20 protein-coding genes and 2 tRNA genes are annotated in these 20889 nt (G+C 53.9%); 11 read left to right on the plus strand and 11 right to left on the minus strand.

Features of this window, described 5'->3' with window-relative positions; all coding sequences use genetic code 11:
• Positions 1–122: 122 nt before the first annotated feature.
• A complete protein-coding gene (locus tag K355_RS0101650) occupies positions 123–1229 on the minus strand; it encodes a polyamine ABC transporter substrate-binding protein (protein WP_022730376.1) in 1107 nt (368 codons plus the stop codon).
• A gap of 224 nt (positions 1230–1453) precedes the next feature.
• Positions 1454–2803, minus strand: a complete 1350-nt coding sequence (locus tag K355_RS0101655) for a glutamine synthetase family protein (RefSeq protein ID WP_028791208.1) — start codon at positions 2801–2803, stop codon at positions 1454–1456.
• A 270-nt stretch (positions 2804–3073) separates the two neighbouring features.
• Between K355_RS0101655 and dgcN the strand changes: the two genes are divergently transcribed.
• The 3 genes from dgcN to K355_RS0101670 all read left to right on the plus strand — a co-directional run bounded on the left by dgcN (position 3074) and on the right by K355_RS0101670 (position 6670).
• Positions 3074–4078 carry an N-acetyltransferase DgcN gene (gene dgcN, locus K355_RS0101660; RefSeq protein ID WP_022730378.1) on the plus strand — a complete coding sequence of 335 codons (1005 nt, stop codon included), beginning with the start codon at positions 3074–3076 and terminating at the stop codon, positions 4076–4078.
• A 2-nt stretch (positions 4079–4080) separates the two neighbouring features.
• Complete coding sequence (dgcA, locus tag K355_RS0101665; RefSeq protein ID WP_022730379.1) at positions 4081–5061, plus strand: N-acetyl-D-Glu racemase DgcA; 981 nt, start codon at positions 4081–4083, stop codon at positions 5059–5061.
• A 391-nt stretch (positions 5062–5452) separates the two neighbouring features.
• A complete protein-coding gene (locus K355_RS0101670; RefSeq protein WP_051145924.1) occupies positions 5453–6670 on the plus strand; it encodes a GGDEF domain-containing protein in 1218 nt (405 codons plus the stop codon).
• Between the two features lie 880 nt (positions 6671–7550).
• On the opposite strand, the gene K355_RS0101680 is transcribed toward K355_RS0101670, so the two are convergent.
• The 3 genes from K355_RS0101680 to K355_RS0101690 form a co-directional block, all read right to left on the minus strand.
• Positions 7551–7865, minus strand: a complete 315-nt coding sequence (locus K355_RS0101680; protein ID WP_022730382.1) for a hypothetical protein — start codon at positions 7863–7865, stop codon at positions 7551–7553.
• Between the two features lie 137 nt (positions 7866–8002).
• Positions 8003–8587 carry a GNAT family N-acetyltransferase gene (locus tag K355_RS0101685; RefSeq protein ID WP_022730383.1) on the minus strand — a complete coding sequence of 195 codons (585 nt, stop codon included), beginning with the start codon at positions 8585–8587 and terminating at the stop codon, positions 8003–8005.
• Positions 8587–9453 (minus strand): N-formylglutamate amidohydrolase, encoded by an 867-nt coding sequence (locus tag K355_RS0101690; protein ID WP_028791210.1) that lies wholly within the window; start codon positions 9451–9453, stop codon positions 8587–8589. The genes K355_RS0101685 and K355_RS0101690 overlap by 1 nt, the downstream gene beginning before the upstream one ends.
• 234 nt (positions 9454–9687) lie before the next feature.
• On the opposite strand from K355_RS0101690, the gene K355_RS0101695 reads away from it, so the two are divergent.
• Together K355_RS0101695 and K355_RS0101700 are read left to right on the plus strand one after the other, a co-directional pair.
• A tRNA-Val gene (locus tag K355_RS0101695) sits at positions 9688–9764 on the plus strand.
• A 17-nt stretch (positions 9765–9781) separates the two neighbouring features.
• Positions 9782–9858, plus strand: a tRNA-Val gene (locus K355_RS0101700).
• A 75-nt stretch (positions 9859–9933) separates the two neighbouring features.
• Here the strand turns inward: K355_RS0101700 and K355_RS0101705 are convergent.
• Positions 9934–10623, minus strand: coding sequence for a FadR/GntR family transcriptional regulator (locus tag K355_RS0101705; protein WP_022730385.1), 690 nt, complete (start codon positions 10621–10623; stop codon positions 9934–9936).
• A gap of 175 nt (positions 10624–10798) precedes the next feature.
• On the opposite strand from K355_RS0101705, the gene K355_RS0101710 reads away from it, so the two are divergent.
• The 5 genes from K355_RS0101710 (at position 10799) to hydA (ending at position 15808) form a co-directional block, all read left to right on the plus strand.
• Positions 10799–11596, plus strand: a complete 798-nt coding sequence (locus K355_RS0101710; RefSeq protein ID WP_022730386.1) for an ABC transporter substrate-binding protein — start codon at positions 10799–10801, stop codon at positions 11594–11596.
• 79 nt (positions 11597–11675) lie between these two features.
• Positions 11676–12344, plus strand: a complete 669-nt coding sequence (locus tag K355_RS0101715) for an amino acid ABC transporter permease (RefSeq protein WP_022730387.1) — start codon at positions 11676–11678, stop codon at positions 12342–12344.
• A complete protein-coding gene (locus tag K355_RS0101720) occupies positions 12344–13081 on the plus strand; it encodes an amino acid ABC transporter ATP-binding protein (RefSeq protein WP_022730388.1) in 738 nt (245 codons plus the stop codon). Before K355_RS0101715 ends, K355_RS0101720 begins: the two co-directional genes overlap by 1 nt.
• Positions 13082–13116: 35 nt before the next feature.
• Positions 13117–14379, plus strand: a complete 1263-nt coding sequence (locus K355_RS0101725) for a cysteine desulfurase-like protein (protein WP_022730389.1) — start codon at positions 13117–13119, stop codon at positions 14377–14379.
• A 25-nt stretch (positions 14380–14404) separates the two neighbouring features.
• Positions 14405–15808 (plus strand): dihydropyrimidinase, encoded by a 1404-nt coding sequence (hydA, locus tag K355_RS0101730; RefSeq protein WP_022730390.1) that lies wholly within the window; start codon positions 14405–14407, stop codon positions 15806–15808.
• Between the two features lie 97 nt (positions 15809–15905).
• Here the strand turns inward: hydA and K355_RS0101740 are convergent, their stop codons facing one another.
• The 4 genes from K355_RS0101740 to K355_RS0101755 all read right to left on the minus strand — a co-directional run bounded on the left by K355_RS0101740 (position 15906) and on the right by K355_RS0101755 (position 19078).
• Positions 15906–17102: a hypothetical protein gene (locus K355_RS0101740; RefSeq protein ID WP_022730392.1), complete on the minus strand. Its 1197-nt coding sequence runs from the start codon at positions 17100–17102 to the stop codon at positions 15906–15908.
• 52 nt (positions 17103–17154) lie between these two features.
• A complete protein-coding gene (locus K355_RS0101745) occupies positions 17155–17679 on the minus strand; it encodes a hypothetical protein (RefSeq protein ID WP_022730393.1) in 525 nt (174 codons plus the stop codon).
• A gap of 142 nt (positions 17680–17821) precedes the next feature.
• Entirely contained in the window at positions 17822–18700 is an 879-nt protein-coding gene (locus K355_RS0101750; protein ID WP_022730394.1) for a hypothetical protein, read from the minus strand.
• Positions 18701–18769: 69 nt separating this feature from the next.
• On the minus strand, positions 18770–19078 hold the full coding sequence (locus K355_RS0101755; protein ID WP_022730395.1) for a Dabb family protein: 309 nt from the start codon (positions 19076–19078) through the stop codon (positions 18770–18772).
• 206 nt (positions 19079–19284) lie between these two features.
• Between K355_RS0101755 and K355_RS0101760 the strand changes: the two genes are divergently transcribed.
• Entirely contained in the window at positions 19285–19545 is a 261-nt protein-coding gene (locus tag K355_RS0101760) for a SemiSWEET transporter (protein ID WP_022730396.1), read from the plus strand.
• A gap of 34 nt (positions 19546–19579) precedes the next feature.
• Here K355_RS0101760 and K355_RS0101765 read toward each other — a convergent pair whose 3' ends face one another.
• Positions 19580–20887 carry an aspartate aminotransferase family protein gene (locus tag K355_RS0101765; protein WP_022730397.1) on the minus strand — a complete coding sequence of 436 codons (1308 nt, stop codon included), beginning with the start codon at positions 20885–20887 and terminating at the stop codon, positions 19580–19582.
• Positions 20888–20889 lie beyond the last annotated feature (2 nt).

The following is a 20889-nucleotide window of genomic DNA, read 5'->3' on the forward strand; positions in this document are numbered from 1 at the left end:
TCGCGAGTCCGCGATATGGTGGCTCGGACAGGGAACCCGTGGAATGCTGCAAAGCAAAAGGGCGCGATTGCAATCGCGCCCTTGCTCGTCCGGTAGGTTAGATCGTAATTGGCAAAGATGCCTTACTGACCGGTTTTAAGCTTGGTCCACATGCGAGTCCTGGTCCGTAGAAGACGAGAATCCGGCTCGACCTTGGAACGCAGACGTTCTTTTACTTCCTGCGGCGGATAGATGCCCTGATCTTCCAGAAGGGACGGGTCAACCATCTCCATTGCTGCAAGGTTCGGGGTTGCATAGGCAACGTAGTTTGCGATTTCAGCCTCGACATCGGCACGCAGCACATAGTCGATAAATTTGTGTGCCAGATCCGGGTTCGGTGCATCTTCCGGGATCATCATCGCATCAAACCAGATCAGCGTACCTTCCTTTGGAATGACATACTTGATCTCGTTGCCATTGCCGGCTTCTTCTGCGCGCAGGGCCGCCATACCGACATCGCCCGACCAGCCAACAGAAATACAGGTATTCCCGTTTGCAAGGTCGTTGATGTACTGCGAGCTATGGAAATAGGTCACATAAGGACGGATTTTATCAAGCTGCGCAAAGGAGCTTTCGATTGATTCCTTGGTCGGTTCGCCTTCCGGCACATTGCCAAGATAGAAGTTCACCAGCGGCGCGATCTCGCCCGGATCATCCAGAAGCGACAGGCCGCATTTCGACAGTGGCTCGGCATATTTCGGATCAAAGATCATTGCCCAGCTATCAAGCGGGGCATCATCGCCGAGAACTTCCTGAACTTTGGCAACGTTGTAGCCAAAGCCGTTGGTGCCCCAGAAATACGGCACGGCATAGGTGTTGTCCGGGTCGTATTTTGCCTGCTGCTGCAGGATGACCGGATCAAGGTTGCCATAGTTCGACAGCTTCGATTTATCAAGCGGCTGGAACAGCTTCGCCCGGATCAGGCGTTCTGCATCTGCAAGGGTCGGAACCACGATGTCATAGCCGGAGTTACCCGCAAGCAGCTTGGCTTCAACCAACTGGTTGCTGTCATAAACGTCATAGTTGACCTTGACGCCATATTCCTTTTCGAAATTCGCAACGGTTTCCTCGCCGATATAATCAGACCAGTTATAGATGTTGAGAACTTCCTGTGCGGATGCGCCAAAGGCAAAGCCGGAGACGGCTGTTGCAAGCACAATCATGCTTGAGGTTTTAAGAAGAGATTTCATTTCGCTGAGCCTCCCATGTGGCAGCGTTTGAAAATTTAATGGTCTTGTTGTTTGGCTTCCCCAAGACCGAGGGACACTTCTAATATCCTTTGAATGGATCAGGATATTGTCAAACACAAGATGGAAAATTGTGCATTTTTCGCATCAAGTGAAAATTTAGGCATACGCAATGCAAGAATCTTGCGCCGGGCGCGATCTCCCGGCGCAAAATTCGATCATCGATTTTAAACGTTGAGCAAAAGGTGCTCGCGTTCCCATGCACTGATCACGGTCTGATAGGCGTCCCACTCGGCTTCCTTGACCGCAATAACTGCGGTTGAGAATTCCTCACCCAGCAGCTCTTTAAGCGGCTTGCAGCGATGGAATTTTGCCAAAGCTTCGTGGATATGGCGGGGCAGGGAATGCGCCCGATCATAGCCCGACCCTTCGATCGGGGACGTCGGATCGATTTCTTCGATAATACCCAAAAGTCCACAGGCAAGCGATGCCGCCACCGCCAGATACGGATTGGCATCCGCACCCGGAAGCCGGTTTTCAATACGGCGGGCTGCGGGCGGACCGTTGGGCTGGCGCAGGCCAACTGTGCGGTTATCAAGCGACCAATGCATGTTGATCGGCGCGTCCGACCACGGCTGCAAACGGCGATAACTGTTCATGTTCGGGGCCAAAAGTGGCATGGCCGCAGGCAGATAGCGCTGCAGACCTCCGATATAGTTCAGGAACATTTTTGAATTTTTGCCGTCATCATCGGCAAACAGGTTCTTGCCGCTGGTGATGTCGAGCAGGCTTTGATGAATATGCATCGAACTGCCCGGCTGGTTGCCCATCGGCTTGGCCATGAAGGTGCCATAGACGCCGTGCTTAAGCGCTGTTTCACGCAAAGTGCGCTTGAACAGGAACGCCTGATCGGCCAGTTCGAGCGGCGCCCCATGATTGAAGTTCATTTCAAGCTGGGCCGGACCCGATTCATGGCTCATGGTATCGGCATCGATATTCATGGCTTCGCAATAGTCATACAGGTCTTCAATCAGCGGATCGAACTCGTTGATCGCATCAATCCCGAACGCATTTGACGCACGCTCCGGGCGGCCTGATCGGCCAATCGGCGGCTCAAGCGGATTGTCCGGATCGGTATTTTTCGCCACCAGATAAAATTCAAGTTCCGGTGCAATGATTGGTTTCATGCCGCGTTCTTCAAAGGCCTTGAGAACACGTTTGAGCACACCACGCGGCGAGATCGAAACCTCCTCGCCCGAGAAGTGATAACAATCGCAGATGATCTGGGCGGTGGGCTCTTCGTACCACGGCACGACGCGAATCGTCTCCGGATCGGGCACCATGACCACGTCTTTTTCAGCCGGATCAAGGAATGCGTCGGTTTCTTCCGGGTAGCCGCCCGTCACAGTCAGGCAGAAAATTGCCTCTGGAATGGCGAGGCTTTTGGCCTCCAGCCCGCGCAGAAACTTCTGTGTCGGCAAAACCTTGCCCCGGGCCACCCCTGACATGTCCGGTACAATGCATTCGACTTCTTCGATTTTTCGCTCAGATAGCCACTTCGTGAGATCGGTGCTCATATGTAGTCGGGCGCTTTCACGCCAGTCCTTCAAAATTGCATTTTCTTGCGTTTTTCGGGCCATTCCCGACAAAATTCACAAGAAAGAGTGATGGTCTTCAAAGAGTTTTGTATTTTATTTTGTTTTTGTTTTTCATAGTCGAATTATAGTCGAAATATCGGGTGTATCGTCGAAGATATCAATTCATATCTCTGGAACGGGTCCACCATATTGCGCTATAGTTACCACAGATTATAAGGGCACCGTTTGGATGCTGGTCAAGGAGGTATTATGAAAATCGATCATCCCTATCTTATGTTTCTTGGTGACGCGCCCGATGAACTGGCGGCAAAAACCGCACTCGGGATCAAGCAATGGCGCCCGGAATGGTGCATTGGGCAGCTCAGCCTGCCGGGCTGCAAGGCCGATCTCGGCCTGACGGAAATGACGATTACCGAGGCAAAAGCCGCCGGCGTTAAAACGCTTGTGCTTGGCGTTGCCAACCGTGGCGGGATCATTGGCCCGGCATGGATGGAAACGCTTTTGGCCGCAATTGATGCGGGCATGGACATTGCCAACGGCCTGCATACCCGCCTGAGTACGATTCCCGAACTGGTCGAAGCTGCTGCTGCCAAGGGGGTCCGCTTGTTTGATGTGCGCCATTTTGACGGCAAAGTTCCCGTCGGAAATGGTGAAAAACGGTCCGGAAAGCGCGTTCTTGCCGTGGGAACCGATTGTTCGGTCGGTAAAATGTACACCACCCTTGCCATTGATGCAGAAATGAAAAAACGCGGCATGAAGTCTGACTTCCGCGCCACTGGCCAGACCGGTATTTTCATTGTTGGTGAAGGCATCTCGGTTGATGCCGTGATTTCTGACTTCATCTCGGGTGCTGTTGAAACCATTGCACCGGCAAACGACCCGGATCACTGGGACGTCATCGAAGGGCAGGGCAGCCTGTTCCACGCCTCCTTCTCAGGTGTCACCATGGGCCTGATCCATGGTTCGCAGCCAGATGCGCTTGTGATTTGCCATGAACCGACCCGCACGCACATGCGTGGTCTTCCGGGCTATAAATTGCCAGATCTGAAAACCTGTCTGGAAGTCAACTTGCAGCACGCAAAACTGACCAATCCCGATTGCGTTGTTGTTGGTTTTGCCATCAATACCAAGTCGCTCGATGAGGCCGCCGCCACCAAGCTTCTGGCCGATATCGAAGCCGAGTTTGGCCTCCCGGCCGTTGACCCGGTTCGTGTTGGTGTCGCGCCGATTGTCGATAAGCTCCAGGAGATTTAATCTTGCCCCAACTCAGTGTGATTTCTGAAGTCTTCCCCCTCGCACAGGTTTTTAAAATCTCGCGCGGGGCACGGACCGAGGCACATGTGGTCAAGGTGACCCTGACGGACGGCGAACACACCGGGTATGGGGAATGCGTTCCCTATGCCCGGTACGACGAAACCGTTGAAGGTGTCATTGCCGACATCAAGGCACAGGAAGACGCCCTGTCACGCGGCATGACGCGCAAGGAACTTCAGGATGCCATGAAGGCCGGGGCGGCACGCAATGCTGTTGACTGTGCCTATTGGGATCTTGAGGCCAAGCGATATGGCAGTCGTGCATGGGAATTGGCTGAATGTGACGCGCCAGAAGGTCTGGTCACGGCCGAAACGCTCAGCATCGATACGCCTGATAAAATGCGTGAAGCCGCGCGTAAGATTGCCCATGCACCCTTGCTCAAGGTTAAACTCAACGGCGAGAACGTGCTCGAATCGGTGCGTGCTGTCCGCGAAGGTGCGCCAAAGGCCCGGATCATTGTCGATGCCAACGAGGCATGGTCGATTGAGCTTCTTTCCGACATTGGCGCGGAGCTTGATGCGCTGGGGGTCGAGATGATCGAACAGCCCCTGCCTGCCGGGCAGGACGATGGCTTGATGACGATTGATTGCCCGGTTTTGCTCTGTGCCGATGAGTCGGTCCATACGATTGCCGACATTCCGCGTCTGGCCAATCTTTATGATATGATCAATATCAAGCTCGATAAAACCGGTGGTCTTACCGGTGCGCTTGAGCTGGCCGAGGCCGCAACCAAGGCCGGTTTGCAACTGATGACCGGCTGTATGGTCGGAACCTCGCTTGCGATGGCACCGGCCATGATCATTGGGGCCAAGTCGCGCATTGTTGATCTGGATGGTCCGATCTGGATGGCCAAGGACCGTGAACACGGCCTGACGTTTGACAATGGCGTGATGGGGCTGCCTGACCGGGCGCTTTGGGGCTAGCTTCTTTGGGGCACGTATTTCGATAAACGACACGTGCCCAAAGTGTCTGGAAGCGGGCTTTTCCCGATCAAAAGAATCATCTGTGCGGCATGTTGTAATGGCATGCCGCACTTTTTGTATCGGAGGGTGAGCTCAGGCCATGCCGAATCGCTTGAACTTTATAAAAAGTTAAATTATTTTTCTTTGATTAACTTTTTCGGTTTCAGGAAAATACATTTATTTATCAATATACTATTTGATGGATTTCACCTGAACTGTTGGCGCAAAACTGGCGCAATGTATACATACCCTTCTTATGGATAGTTGTATCTATGGTTAAATAAGGGAACGATCATAGGTAGTTCTACGGAGCAATTGGCTCCTGCAATTTTTGATGTTGGAGCTGTTTTGCGTGCTGTCTGGTCCAGCCATAGATGCTAAGCGCCGCGTAGGGGTTCTTCGTTGTCGCTACAAAGACTTCTTCTATACACCTCGGCATGCAGAAATCCTGCATCTGCGGCGTAAGGAGTCGATCCAGCTTACAGCCCGTTTTGCCGCCGTATTTATGTGTGTGCTGCTTGCCGTCGTCCCGTTCTGGGATGGTGCGTACGACAGTCAGATGTGGCTGTCGCAAACTTCAATCATGCGCCTTCTTGTTGTTGGTATCGCAATTGTGGTTCTGGCCAACCGCGCGGTCAGTGCGCGCTGGCGCCGGCATTTCCCGTATCTTCCGATGTTGATGCTGGTGATTGCGGCCTGTCTTTTGTGTGGTTTTGGCGCGCATGACCTTCTGGCAACGCAGCGCATGTTTTCCGCACACAGCTTCCTGTTACTGGGGCTGGTTTTGATGATTGCCATCATGCCGCTGACCTTGGTCGAGGCCGCGATACTGTCATCTCCGATCATGGTGTTGCTGGTGATTGGTGCACAGGCATCGCTTGCGACCGGGTTTGTTGCGCTTGAGATGATCCTGGCTGTCTTACTGCCCTTGGCAATCCTGTCTTCTTTGGTGCAGCTTTATCGTACGATTGTTGCCGCGCAGGAGGTGGCGATTGATCCGTTGACCGGCTGCTTTACCCGTGTGTTTGGCATGGAAATGATCCGGGTTACGTTTGACAGTTCGATGCGCAAAAATGCGCCCTATACAATGGCCTTCATCGACCTTGATGATTTTAAGCAAATCAACGACCGCCATGGTCATGATTACGGTGACCGGATTTTGGCAGAAGTCGGCAATAACCTTGTCGATCGCTTCCGCAGTTCGGATCTTGTGGTGCGCTGGGGCGGTGAAGAGTTTCTTGTGCTTCTGCCGGAACTTCCAATGACGCAGGCAAATGAGGTCCTTGCGCGTGTCATGGGGCCGGGGCTTGCCAGCCTGCAAGGCGGTCAGACGCAACGCGCCAGTGTCGGCCTGTCAGAGCGCATTGAAGACGCCATTTCAATTCCGCAGAACCTGATCGATCTTGCTGATCAGCGGATGTATGATGCCAAAAAGCGCCGCGATCATGATGACATGATTGCCGAAAGCATGTCGGGCCGTAAACGCCCGGCCGACGCCGCCGCGATTGCTGTCACGGCTCACAAATCAAGCCGCGTAGACAGCAAGACCGCCAATCAGACAATCAACTAATGTCTGGTACTGTGGGCGTCACCGCCCGCGACGATCCTTTCCTTGTCATCCAAAATCAAACTTGATGCCTGTCGACCAGAGGGTGCCACTGATGGCCTGCATGTCGGACCGTACGTGCGTGATCAAGCGGACCGGGGGCCGTGCCATTGACCGTCACGTCGCCACGCCGCATGCTACTAGACCGTAGCGCGGGCGCTCTGGGGTGATGTCTGCCAGTGCCGCTTCATAAATTCCCGTTGATGATGGCCTGCCGCGATACGAAACGTCTGTGTGCATGTGTCTTCACCCTCGCCGATCCGCGGACCGTTCTCCCTGCATTTGTAAAATGTCGGGGACGGCTGCTTTGGCGATAGTCGCGTGGGGAAATGCTTCTTTTGTGGAAATTTTGGCCGAAAATGATTCGTTTGCGATGATTTCAATGTGGAATCGCTGCAAAACAGCCAAATTTTATCGCGCGATTCGCATTCGAAGCACAGTGGGGTAGGCGGTAGGATCCGTGTATGGAGTCCGCAGGTGATCAAAATTTAACCCAGACCCGCCTGAAATCAGCACGAAACAGTGTCAGTTCTGTGAAATTGTGATGAAAAAAGGTGCAGGAATAATTTTGATAAAAAAATAGTCAAAAAGCTATTGCGTCCGGTCGAGCAAATGGGTAATCTCCATTTGTGCGCTGCGGTAGGACGCAGTGCATTCCGGCGAGCGACTTGTTCGCTCGTTTCTTGGACGTTTCCTCCCTAGACTTGGGCCGCTTTCATAGGCGGCCTTTTTTTTGTCTAAATTCAGCCATTTAGCTAAACTTGGGCATATACTCATCGTCTGAGCATATCGCCGTTTTCGGTTTGCGCGAAATGGTGCGGTGCAAATCAATTACCGGTCGAAATTAGCTGCAGCTATCCTTGAGTGCGTCAATTTGAGTGTTCTGATCTGCTTCTGACAGGGCCGGGGCGCGCAATTCCTTGATCATATAACGCAATTTGATGCGAATGGCGGCCTCGCTTTCCGGGCTGGGCTTTTCAGATGCATTGGCAGCAGCGCGCTTAATCCAGATTTCTGCATTGTTCGTCTCGGTCGCCGCAACGGGATTGATCTCGTAATAGGCCGCACAGGCCAGATCTTCGCGCCAGTCTTCGGCGTTGGTCAGAAAATCCAGATCATAAAGACCCACCACTGCAATCACGATGACCGCAATTGGCAATGTTTTATGGCTGCCAAGCTGGCGCAGGCCATCAGATAGGGAATTGTGCGACGATATGATTTCGACCTCAGTTCAGAGTGGGGCACCAAGTATGTACAGCCGCTGATGCGCGATCTGTGTCGCAATTGCGGCTATACTCACTTTTCGCGCTCTGGATTGCCGTCTGGGAAATTGCCATCGCCATCCCCCAGTCCGCGCTGCATGATCACGCTATCGACCCAGCGACCCAGTTTAAAGCCGGCCGACTGCAAAGTTCCGGCAACCCGAAAGCCAAGCCGTGCATGCAGCCCGATCGAGGCAACATTGGCAGAATCGCCAATCACCGCCACCATCTGGCGATAGCCAAGGGCCGTGCAGCGCGTCAAAAGCTCTGCCAGAAGCGCGCGGCCCGCTCCCTTTCCAACCACGTCAGGCGCGATATAGATCGTGTCTTCGACGGTAAACCGATATGCCGGGCGGGTACGATAAGCCCCGGCATAGGCAAATCCCTCAACCCGGCCCTCAATCTCGGCGACCAGATAGGGCAGGCCGCGTTCGCGCACATGTTGCCAGCGCGACGTCAGTTCGGCAATTTCCGGGGCCCGTTCCTCGAAGGATGCCAGGCCATGCAAAACATGGTGGCCATAAATTTCGGTAATGCGCGCGAAATCTTCGGGTTCGGCATCCCGGATGATCAGGTCGACTAAGGGAACGCTGGCATCAGTATGGGCGGGGCTGGTCATTAAAACGGGTTCCCGTCAAGATCGTGGAAGCTTGAAATCAGATGGGTCATTTGTTCGCGCAAGGTGTCAAATCCGCGATGCGGCGTAATCGTTGCTTCATCCATATAAAGCGATCGGGCAAGCTCGATCTGAAGGCTGTGCACATTGGCCTCCGGGTGGCCGTAATGGCGTGTGCAATAGCCCCCGGCATATGGATCATTGTGCGCCGGGATAAAGCCCAGATTGCGCACGCGATCATCCACAAACCGCGTCAATGACGGGTGGCAGGAACTTCCATAGCAATCGCCAAGCACCAGATCAACGCGGTTTTTAGCACTATCGACAGAATCACCGGGCATTGAATGGCAATCAATCAGGATGCAGTAGCCAAATGCGTCACGCGTCGCCTTGATCAAATTTTGCAGGGCGCGATGATATGGCCGGTAATAGGTGTCAATGCGATCAAATGCCTCGGTGACGGGCAGGCGGGATTTATAAATCTCAACCCCGCCACTGACCACGCGCGGGATTGATCCCAAGCCTGACAGGGCGCGCATCGAATGGGTTTCGGCATCGGCGGGCAACTCACCGTCAAACATGCGTGGATCCAGCTCCAGCGCGCCGCGATTAACATCGACATAGGCGCGTGGGAACGTTGCACACAGCAAGGGCGCGCCCAGTTGCGGGGCAGCGGCAAACAGCTGATCGACAAAGGCGTCTTCGGACGCGCGCAGCTCAAACGATCCGATCCGCGCGCTGGCAATCAAGTCTTGCGGATACTGGCGTCCCGAATGCGGTGATGCAAAGACCACGGGCAGGGTTTGCCGTGCTGGAAGAATAACGGTGGCGGGGCCGGTTGTGGCCATTTCCGAAGGCAACTGGTTCATTGTCTTGGTATCATCCATCCCTGATGGCGGTTTGGTTATATCCCGACTCCGATCTCTCACAATCTGATCTATAGCATATGGGAATTGGCTGGCAATTGATGAAGAATTTTTGTCAAAAACCCATTTCTGGGGTTGCGCCTTTGTCTGCCTTGGGCTAAATACCGCCTCGCCGACGCAAACGGCAGGACCACTTTTTCTTAACCGAAGGGGCGGTCTTTCGAAAGATGGATTTGCGGGCCTATAGCTCAGTTGGTTAGAGCGTTCGCTTGACATGCGAGAGGTCACAAGTTCGAGTCTTGTTAGGCCCACCATCTTTCACACAAATTACGGGCCTATAGCTCAGTTGGTTAGAGCGTTCGCTTGACATGCGAGAGGTCACAAGTTCGAGTCTTGTTAGGCCCACCATTCCCGCCCCGCCGGTTCACCGCGCGGGGTTTTGTGTGTCTGGGGCAAATTTCCTGCGACGATGTCTTAAGGGGGTTATGCCTTAAGACCTGCGCAGCGTGCGGTGTTTCGGATGTGGTTTTGCATCTCTTCGCGTGCCGCATTGGCATCCCCATCCGACAGGGCCTTGATGATGCGCCGATGTTCGCCGATGGATGCGCGCATCCGTTCCGGGTCGGTGATCGGGATTGGTTGGCGCTGGGTTTCGGTGATCTGATCGCGCACGGTTTTATAAAGGTCGCGCAGCATGCTGTTGCTACACGCCTGAACAATCGTGTTGTGAAATTCCAGATCCGCATCGACGTTGGAAATCAAATCTTGTGCGGCCCAGCCTTTTTCCATCTGATCGGTCGCATCTGCCATATGTTCAAGCTGCCCGGCCGTAAGGCGATGACAGGCAAGGGCAGCAATTTCACCTTCAAGGATCATGCGGGTTTGAAACACGTCAAACACCGTATGGCTTTCCGAATAACGCCACGGTGCCATGTCGCCCGGTGTGCGGCTGTTGGGGTCGGTCACGAATGTGCCGCGCCCGGCTTCGGTCTTGATCATGCCAAGTGTCTCAAGGGTCAGCAGGGCCTCGCGAAGCGACGCACGTGAAATGCCGAACTTCTGGGCGAACTCGCGTTGGGACGGAATTTTGTCCCCGGGTTTCAGGGATCCGTTCTGGATCATTTCCTGAATTTGGCGCGCTACCGTTTGCGGCAGAAGTGTACGGTTGAACATTCCTGCTATTCCTCGTTGCTTATTTTTTATCCAATTAACGCCATAAAAGCGCATATGACTCATTTTTGCACAAACAATCTTGCATGGCACATTCAAATATGTTTGTTTGGTCTAACTGGTCTGACCAGTTAGACCAGTACTATTCAGGGATGGCTAAAAACACAAGGAAATCATCATGAAATTTCTTACTTTTCTGACGTCTTCAGTCGTTGGTGGGGTGCTCGCACTCTCGTCGCTGTCGTCCGCAAACGCAGCTGACCTGACGGTTGGGGCAAACATCGGCAACGTTCCGTGGGAATTCCAGGATGCCGATGGCAATGTCGTTGGTTTCGAAGTTGATCTGGTCAACGAAGTCGCCAAACGTCTGGGCAAATCGGTTGAATTCGTCAACATTCCGTTCAATGGTCTGTTCCCGGCTGTTCAGTCGGGCCGGATTGATATGGCGGTATCGTCGATCACCATCACCGACAAACGTCTTGAGTCCGTGACATTTGCACAGCCCTATTACGACAGTGACCAGTCACTGACCGCCACCACCGAAAGCGGCATTTCCGGTCTGGGCGATATGAACGGCAAGGTCGTTGGTGTTGATACCGGCTCGACCGGTGACATGTGGGCGGGCGAACACACGGGCGAATACTCCCTTGGTGAAATTCGCCGCTACGAAGGCCTGTCACCAGCAATGCTTGATCTGGTTGCCGGTCGTATCGACGGCTACATCAGCGACATTCCAGCCCTACTGTATTACGTCAAAGACAAGCCGAACCTTAAAGTGGTCGAACGTATCACCACCGGTGAAAAATACTCGATCATGTTTAACAAGGATGCCCCGCTTGCAACCGAAGTAAACGCGATCCTCACCGACCTTAAAAAAGAAGGCTTCATCGCTGGCTTGCATGAAAGCTGGTTCGGCGCAAAACCCGAAGACACCACCTCAACCGTTGCTGTGATGGACATGCCGGCGATTAAATAATCGCCGTGCGTTGATCCTTCAGACCTATGCCGACGGTGAATAGCCGTTCACCGTCGGCGCATATTTTATCGGTGGTGTTATGGATTTATTTTCGACCTTTTTTAACATGCCCGTCCTGCTGAACAGTTTGCCGCAGCTTCTAAGCGGCCTGTTGGTGACGGTTCAAATTGGCATCACAAGCATCATCTGCGGCTTGATCGGCGGTCTTTTTCTGGCCATTACGCGCCTCTATGCCCCGACCATCGTTCAGGTGCTCGTGCGCGGCTATATCGATATCTTCCGCTCGATCCCGCTTTTGGTGCTGCTAATTGTTGTCTATTACGCGTTGCCGTTTGTCGGCATTCGCCTCTCACCATTTTTCTCGGCGGTGACGGCCTTAACGCTGGTCTCTGCGGCCTATACGGCCGAAATTTTCCGCGCGGGCATCGAAGCCATTCCCCATGGTCAGTTCGAAGCCTCCGCCGCACTTGGTCTTTCCAACCGTCACACGATGGTTGATGTGATCCTGCCCCAAGCCATCCGCATCGTCATTCCGCCGCTGACCAATAATTGCATCAATGTGATGAAAGACACCGCATTGGCGTCGGTTGTCGCCATGCCCGATCTGCTTAAACAGGCAACGCAGGCGCAGGCCTTGTCGGCCAACCCGACCCCCTTGATTGGGGCGGCACTTATTTACCTGATCCTGCTGTGGCCGATGGTCTATGTCGTCGCCCGGCTTGAAAAACGCTACAGCAGGGGGCGCTAATGTCTGCTCAGATCAATATCCATAATCTCAAAAAGTCTTACGGCGAATTTCAGGTTTTGCACGGCATCGACCTTGAAATTGTGCAGGGCGAAGTTGTCTGCGTCATCGGTCCGTCCGGATCGGGAAAATCCACCCTGATCCGCTGCATCAACCGTCTCGAAGCCTTCGATGATGAAAGTGAAATCGCGGTGGACGGGATTGCTGTGGTGCCGGGCAGGGCCCTGGCCGCCGTGCGCGCCGAAGTCGGTATGGTGTTTCAGTCGTTCAATCTGTTTCCCCATATGACGGTGCTGCGCAATGTGATGCTGGCCCCGATGCGGGTCCGCCACAGCACCACCAAGGATGCCGAAGCGCGTGCGCGTGTGTTGCTCGACCGCGTTGGCATTTCCGAACAGGCCGACAAATACCCCGAAAACCTGTCTGGCGGGCAGCAGCAGCGCGTGGCGATTGCCCGGGCGCTGGCGATGGAGCCCAAGGTTCTTTTGTTTGACGAACCCACATCCGCCCTTGACCCAGAAATGGTCGGTGAGGTGCTTGATGTGATGAAAAAGCTCGCCGGAACCGGGGTCACAATGGTCATCGTTACCCATGAAATGGGCTTTGCCCGTCAGGTCGCCGACCGGGTGATCTTTATGGATGGCGGCAACGTGATCGAAGCCGGCCCACCCGCTGAAATCTTTGATAATCCCAGGGAAGAGCGCACGCGGAGTTTCCTGCACGCTGTTCTTGACCATTAAAAACAAAACGAGACGCTTTTCGGAGGAATGCCCCAATGGCCCCAACCAAGCCGCTTGATATGGACTTTGTCCGCAGCCAGTTTCCCGCCTTGTCGAACGGATGGACGTTTTTTGACAATGCCGGTGGCTCGCAAATCCTGAAATCTGCTGTCGATCGCATCAATACGTTTTTGTATGAAAAGAACGTGCAGATTGGCGGATCGTACGACGTGTCACAAAGTGCCGCCGCCGCCCTGCTAGAAGCACGCACCAGTGCGATGCATTTGGTCAATGCCAGCCGCCCCGAAGAAATCGTCTTTGGCAGCTCGACCACGGCGTTGTTGCAAAATCTGGCAAAGGCCATGACCAGCCAGCTTGCCAACGGCGATGAAATCATCGTCACCATTGCCGATCATGAATCTAACATTGGCCCGTGGGATCGCCTGCAGGATGCCGGGATCAATATTAAATTCTGGCCGCTGGATCGTGATCAGATGAAACTTGATCTGGCCGATCTTGAACCGCTGATGACGGACCGGACCAAGCTTGTCTGTGTCACCCATGTGTCCAACATTCTGGGCTCGATCAACCCGATCCGCGAAATTGCCGATTTTGTCCACGCACGCGGGGCGCGTCTGTGCGTGGATGCGGTGGCCTATGCCCCGCACCGCGCAATTGATGTGCAGGCCTTTGATGCCGATTACTATGTCTTTAGCTTGTATAAGACCTATGGTCCGCATTACGCGATGATGTACGGCAAATATGACTGTCTGCTCGAACTCGACACGCTGTATCACTATTTCTATGGCAAGGATAAAGTGCCGGGCAAGCTGGAGCCGGGCAATCCGAACTATGAACTGGCCTATGCCACCTGCGGCATTGTCGATTACCTGCAAACGCTTGGCGAAATGGCCGGTGAAACCGGTTCAGTCCGGGCCAAAATTGTTGCCGCCTTTGACGCGATTACGCAGCAGGAAAATGCCCTGTGTGATCGGCTTCTGACCTATTTGCGCGGGCGCAATAACTGCACCATCGTTGGGCATGCCGACAACAAAGACGGCACGCGCATTCCGACCATCAGCTTCCGCTTTGATGGGCTGGATGCCGATAAGGTCTGCCGCTATATCGATCAGTCAAAAATCGCCATCCGCTTTGGGGATTTCCATTCGCGCCGTCTGGCTGAATATCTTGAAGTCACCGACAATGGTGGTTTGGTGCGTGTTGCGATGGTGCATTACAATACGATTGAAGAAGTCGATAAACTGACCGCCGCGTTGGATCAGATGTTTAACGATACATCCGCCCAACTTGGTGCGTAGGGCCAAGGCGGCAAAGGGGGATAACATGCAGTTTGACCGCATTATCAAAAACGGCACCATTGTCACCGCCAGCGACACCTTTGTCGCCGATGTCGGGATCATCGGTGGTAAAATTGCGGCACTGGCCAATGACCTGACCGACAGTGCCGACATCATTGATGCCAGCGGGCTTTATGTCATGCCCGGCGGGATCGATAGCCACGTTCACATTGCCCAACCTTCTGGTGATGGCATTGTCATGGCCGATGATTTTGAAAGTGGCACCCGATCCGCCGCGATGGGTGGCAATACCTCGATCTTAAGTTTCTGCATGCAGGAAAAGGGCGACAGCCTGCGTCACTCGCTTAAGGTCTATCACGATAAGGCCGACGGGGAATGTCACATCGATGTGGCATTCCATATGATCGTCACCGATCCAACCCCGGCTGTGCTGGGCCAGGAACTCCCGGCATTGGTCGAGGATGGCTACACCTCGTTCAAGGTTTTCATGACCTATGAAAACCTGCGTCTGCGCGATGATGAAATCCTCAACACACTTGATGCGGCCAAAAATACGGGCGCGCTTGTCATGGTCCATTGTGAAAACGAAGACGCCATTCGGTTCCTGATCGGGCAGCACGAAGCCAATGGCGAATTTTCCGCCAAGTCCCACGCGACAACCCGCCCGATTGCCGCCGAACGCGAAGCCACCCACCGTGCGCTGTCGCTGGCCGAAATTGTCGATACCCCGATTGTCATCGTCCATGTGTCGAACCGTGAGGCGATGGAAGAAATGGAACGTGCCCGCGTGCGCGGCAGCAAGGTTATTGGTGAAACCTGCCCGCAATATCTGATGCTGACGGCGGACGATCTTGATCAGAACGAGATGGAGGGGGCGAAATTTGTCTGCTCCCCACCGCCACGCGATAAGGCCAGTCAGGACGCCTGCTGGGATGGTTTGCAACGTGGTGTGTTTGATCTGTTCTCATCCGATCACTGCCCGTTCCGCTTTGACGACCCCGAGGGCAAGCTGATTGAAAAGGGTAAGAAAAGCTTCCGCTGGATTCCCAATGGCATTCCCGGTGTGGCAACCCGCCTGCCGATCCTGTTTTCCGAAGGGGTGCAAAAGGGCCGCATTGATCTTAACCGCTTTGTCGCCCTGACCGCTACCAACCATGCCAAGCTCTATGGCATGTATCCTCAAAAGGGCACGATTGCGATTGGTTCGGACGCCGACATCGCCCTTTGGGACCCGGAAAAGAACGTCACCATCACCAATGATCTGCTTGCGCAGGGCTGTGACTACACCCCGTATGAGGGGCTGGAAGTGACCGGCTGGCCGGTTCTCACAATGGTGCGCGGCAAAACCGTCGTCAAAGACGGTGAACTTTCGGGAGAAAAGGGCTATGGTAAATATTTGGCGCGCCAAAAATCAAATTTGATCGCGTGATAAATCGAACATCTCACCGCGTAGCATCTTGACCGATTTGGTTTTGATGCTGCGCTGTTTTTTTGTGTGGGTTTGGGCCATAATATCCGTCGTTCCATCACGCGGGTCGGATCAGGTTGGTGTCGTACCAGCCTTGCAAAGTTTGACTGCCGCAATAGCTTGTCCAGGTTGTCACGCGCTGTTGTGGTTGCCAGTTGTTCGGAGCCAGAAAGACCGTCGTGCCGCGCTTTTCACTAAACGGCGATGCGCCATAGGTCGAAATATTCCATTTGGTGGCCTGATGCACGGCAAAGTCCTGACCATGGCGTCCCTTGGCGCCAAAGCCCCGGCTTAAGATGCCCGGCCACCCTTCAAGCTGGAAAAACGTGTTGGGCAACAGCCACGATGTATTTCCCGCCAGTAACGAACAGACAAACGGGCAGGGTACCGGCGCCTTGTCTGCGCCAATCGCATCGGAAACCGCGCCTATGGCGGCCCCGAAAATGGCCTTTAGCACGTCGCCGGTGCGTGCCCCAATATAACCGCCAAGGATGGTGCCCTCTGTCGATCCGCCAACACTGTTGGGATAGGCATATCCCGCCCCGATATTGGTCAGGCCCTTGGCCCCGGAATAGTGCGAATGCATATAGGCGGTACTGGTGTTTTGATAAAGCGCGCCATGTTCCTTGAACATGTCAAGAAAGGCGGGCGGTGCGCCAAAGGGAATGTCTTCGACCGAATTGATGGCAACGAAATGGGCCCCGGTCGCAAAAAGCTCCATAAATGCCAGAATGTTTAAAACCTTGGCGGTTGCTGCATCGCCGTTTGGCTGGGCAATTTCCTGAGGGGTGAGGAAAAGGTCGGCGCGTTCGTACCCGGCAATCGAATAGACCGGCGATGTGTTTGGACCCGCAACCGGGCCGAAATAGGTGATATCCGGGACATAAAGGGCGATGCGGTTGGCCTGTACATAGGCCGCAATCCTTTCAAACAGGGCGATGTCTGTGGCCTGCGTTGTTGCCGGAACCCCGTTTTGCACCGTATTGGCCGTGCCAAGTACATGGTTCATCCAGATGGTGTGCCACAATCCCAGTATCTCTGCCTGCGTCGCGTCATCAATCAGCCAGTATCCCGGTTGATCGGCCTGTGCGGCGGCCAGAATGCCGTTTTGCATGGCGGTGGGATTGCGTACCTGACCATTGCCGTTTGCAAACAGTCTGTCGATGAAGGTTGATACGGAATTTTGATTTGCCGTTCTGTTTTGATTGTACTGGGCTGGCAAAGTGGTTGCGTTTTGTGCGATGGCAAAATCCATGGTTCTTACCCGTTTTCTGTGATTTTTGCGGTTCAGCGGCGCGGTGGCCGTCCTATTTGGGTTTGAACCAGGACGGGGCGGTGAATCTTGCTTGGGTGACCTTGGGTTTGATCGCGGCACCGGCCATGTTTTCCTGCGCGGTTTCAACCTCGGTGTTCAGGCCCGCGGCCAGAATGTCGGCCTGCATCGCGGCAACCACGGCAACGATCTTTGTGCCGAGTGTCTCAAGTGTCGGGTTGTAAAGCGTGCTGGGATAGCTTTCCGGGCGCATCAACGCCCCCTTGGGAGCTGCTTGATTGGCCTCGATCTGCAATGAAATCAACCCAGATAGCACCTCTTGGATGGCCGCGATCGCGATAAAGGTCTCTTCGATCTTTTCAATCAGTCCAAGCGGATCATCGCCCTTTTTGATGTCACCACAGGCTGCGACAAGCTGTTGATAGGCTGTGACTTTGGCCTTTAAGGCCCTGATCTGACCGGGGATGTCGATCTTGGCCCCCTTGATCGGGACGCCACACTTCATGCCATCGGAAAGGGTCCAGATAGCATCCCACTCGGTCTTGAATTCTTTCAACATGCTGCCTGCTCCGTGCAATGGAAATGCGCGCATCAAACCGACGCACAAACAGCCCCGATTGTGACGCAAAAAGCAGGTTTAAATGAGAAAGGAGAAAAGCAGGCGTTAACAGTGATTGTTGATAATGAGCGCAATTGCAACTTTAGAAAAATATTCCACGTTGCGCCTGATCCCTTCGGCGACGCTCTTCTTCCATACCGGGTAATGCAGTTATCAGCTGCTCTACTGAGTTTTGGGTGCCGCTATATTCAAGGTGCACACCACGTTGAAATGCTTCACCCAAAGTCGGCTTCTGTGACCGATAAAATAATGCATTCTTGGAATAGATTTGGACAGTCTCATTGAGCGCCGTTGTTTCTGTGGGTGTCAAAGTCAATGTGGAAAGCCGTGGTTCAGTTTGGTAGGCCATTGGTCTCGCATAAACCACGCTTATTTCAGGTGTGATTGGGACAAGAATTTTTGGACGTAGAGACTGGTATACTGGTGATTTGATATTGTGGAAAAAACCATCACCAAAGATAAATTCACTATCGGGTGAGTAAAGTACGGCAAACTTTCCACGTGTTCCGATAAGAGAAACGGCTTGTTGTTGGCTATCCCTCATGTTGAGCTTCATTATTGCATTGCGCTCTTGCTTCTGTAAGCGGCCACGCAAACTTTCCGCAAGGCTAACCGACGCCTCGCGGTTCATAGGGGATCTGACAGCAAGTGAAACAATACATTCAACAAGGCAGGCGATTTGTTTATCTGACGCGTCTGCTGTGAGAAACCGTTCGTTTAGCATCTTTGCGTCGTAACGATCTTCCCGTGTAAGTGATTGTAGCCATGAGATGACAGCTGGGAAATTACTGTCTGCCTGATCGAAAGCAGGTTCGAAATTCTGATCCCAAACAGTTTTCTCTCCTGGTGTTTCGCCTAGTTTGATGAAATGGCCGTTGCCAATAACGCCAAAATTGTCCGGCGGAGCTGGTGTGATTGTACCGTCTGGGCGTATCCAATGCGTTATGCCTTCGCTGTCCATCCAGTGCCTGGATACGCATTCGGGCCACCAGTGATGACGCTCGGACTTTGATTTACCTTGCATGGACGCCTACATCGCCAAATCAAACACCATCAGACCGGAAATTTCGCCCTCGGCGGCCTTGACCAGTTCGGCGCCAAGGGCCTGATGGGTCGGGTGTTCAAGATACGCATCACGTGCGGCTTCATCATCAAAATCAATGCAAAACCCGTGGCGGAACCCTTTTTCAAGGTTTTCCGGGCTGACCGAAACGCCGCCGTCAAAGCCCCGCATTCCGGCTATTTCCCGGCCAAGGTCGGCCAGCGCATCAAACAGGCTGTCTATGACATTCTGGTCAATGCCGGATTTGAATTTGATCAAGACAATATGACGGATCATCGGCGGTTCCTTTGCAAAGCATAACACCCGATGATCCCTTTAATTGAGCCGTGCTGTCAATGTTGGCTGGCACGGTACGTTCCATCGGGCATTTAATCGGGCTTGCAGTTTTCGACCAGTCGTGTTGAATGCATTCAGTGTTCCCGATATCCATGAACACCACGGGCGACACCGTGGCCCAACCCGTCCCCGGCAGGAGGCCCTACATGCTGCTGACGTTTGAAACCGCACTTGGAATGCTTGCCGGTACGCTGACCACGATTGCCTTCCTGCCTCAGGTCATCCGTACATGGCGCACCCGATCGACCGCCGATATCTCGCTTGTGATGTTTCTCGTGCTGTGCAGCGGCGTTCTGCTGTGGCTGATTTATGGCTTGTTGCGCGGTGACTGGCCGGTGATCATTTCCAATGCCGTGACCATCCTTTTGGCGGGAACCATCCTGTTCTTCAAGTTGCGGCACGGCTAGGGTCTCTGAACCCATTTTAAACATTCAATTGGGTTCAGACCCTGGAAACGGCCTTGATCGCGTCCCCAATGATCGACACACCCTGATCAAGTTCCTCTGCACTGATCGTAAGCGGCGGGGCAATGCGAAACACCCCGCCCATGCCCGGCATCTTGACGATGTTCATGCTTAAGCCTCGTTTAAACGCTTCGGCCATGATCGCAGCACCCATGTCATGATCGGGTTCGCGGTTGCCGGTTGGCTTGATGATTTCCATCCCCAAAAGCAACCCGCGCCCGCGCACATCCCCTACACAGTCATATTGGTCTTTTAACTGCGACAACCCGTCAAAAAGTTGCGCGCCCATCTGACCGGCCCGCGCGACCAGATTTTCATCGCGCACAACATCCAGCACGGTTAAACCGACAGCCGCGGGCAGGGGGTCGGACACATGGGTGGTGTAAAACAAAAAGCCCTTTTCATGGGCGGCTTCTTCGATGGCCGGCGTGGTCATTACGGCCGATAACGGCAAACCCGCCCCGATGGTTTTTGATAATGTCAGGATATCGGGTGTCACCCCGTCACGCTGAAACGCAAACATATGGCCGGTGCGGCCAATCCCGGTTTGCGCTTCATCCAAAATCAAAAGCATCCCGCGTTCTTCACATTTTTTCTTAAGGGCGGCTAGATACCCCTTGGGCAGCTCCAAAATCCCACCACTTGATAAAATAGGCTCGGCGACAAAGGCGGCAAGATTGCCAGTCGACTGGTTGTCCACCAGCTCAAAGGCATCATCAAGCTCGCTCTGCCAATCAAGCGACCCATCGGGATGTTTAAACCGCGGGCGAAACGCATTCGGGGCCGGGATGGCAAAGGATCCAACCGCGGCCGGGCCATATCCCTTGCGCCCGGCACTATAGGTTGCCGATGCCGCCACCCCGGTCATCCCGTGCCAGCTTTTGGAAAACGCCACGACCTCATGCTTGCCGGTCACAAGCTTGGCCATGCGAATGGCGGCCTCATTGCTTTCTGCACCGGTCGACAGCAACAACACCTTTTCCAATCCCGGTGCCAGTTCGGCCAACCGTTGCGCCAGATCCACCACCGGGCGGGTCAGCATGCTGCTAAACAGATGCGCGACCGTTTCAACCTGTCTTTGAACGGTCTCAACAATGCGCGCGTGTCCGTGGCCCAAGACGGCCGACATCTGCCCGGATGTGAAATCAAGGATCGCGCGCCCGTCGGCATCATACACAAACGATCCCTTGGCACGTTCGATAATCGCCGGATCAAACGGGCTGCCATAACGGATCAGGTGGTTTTTCGCGGCATTCCAGAATTTCGGATCGGTGTTGTTTGACATTG

Origin of the sequence: Thalassospira lucentensis MCCC 1A00383 = DSM 14000 (assembly GCF_000421265.1) — a bacterium.
GTDB lineage: Bacteria > Pseudomonadota > Alphaproteobacteria > Rhodospirillales > Thalassospiraceae > Thalassospira > Thalassospira lucentensis.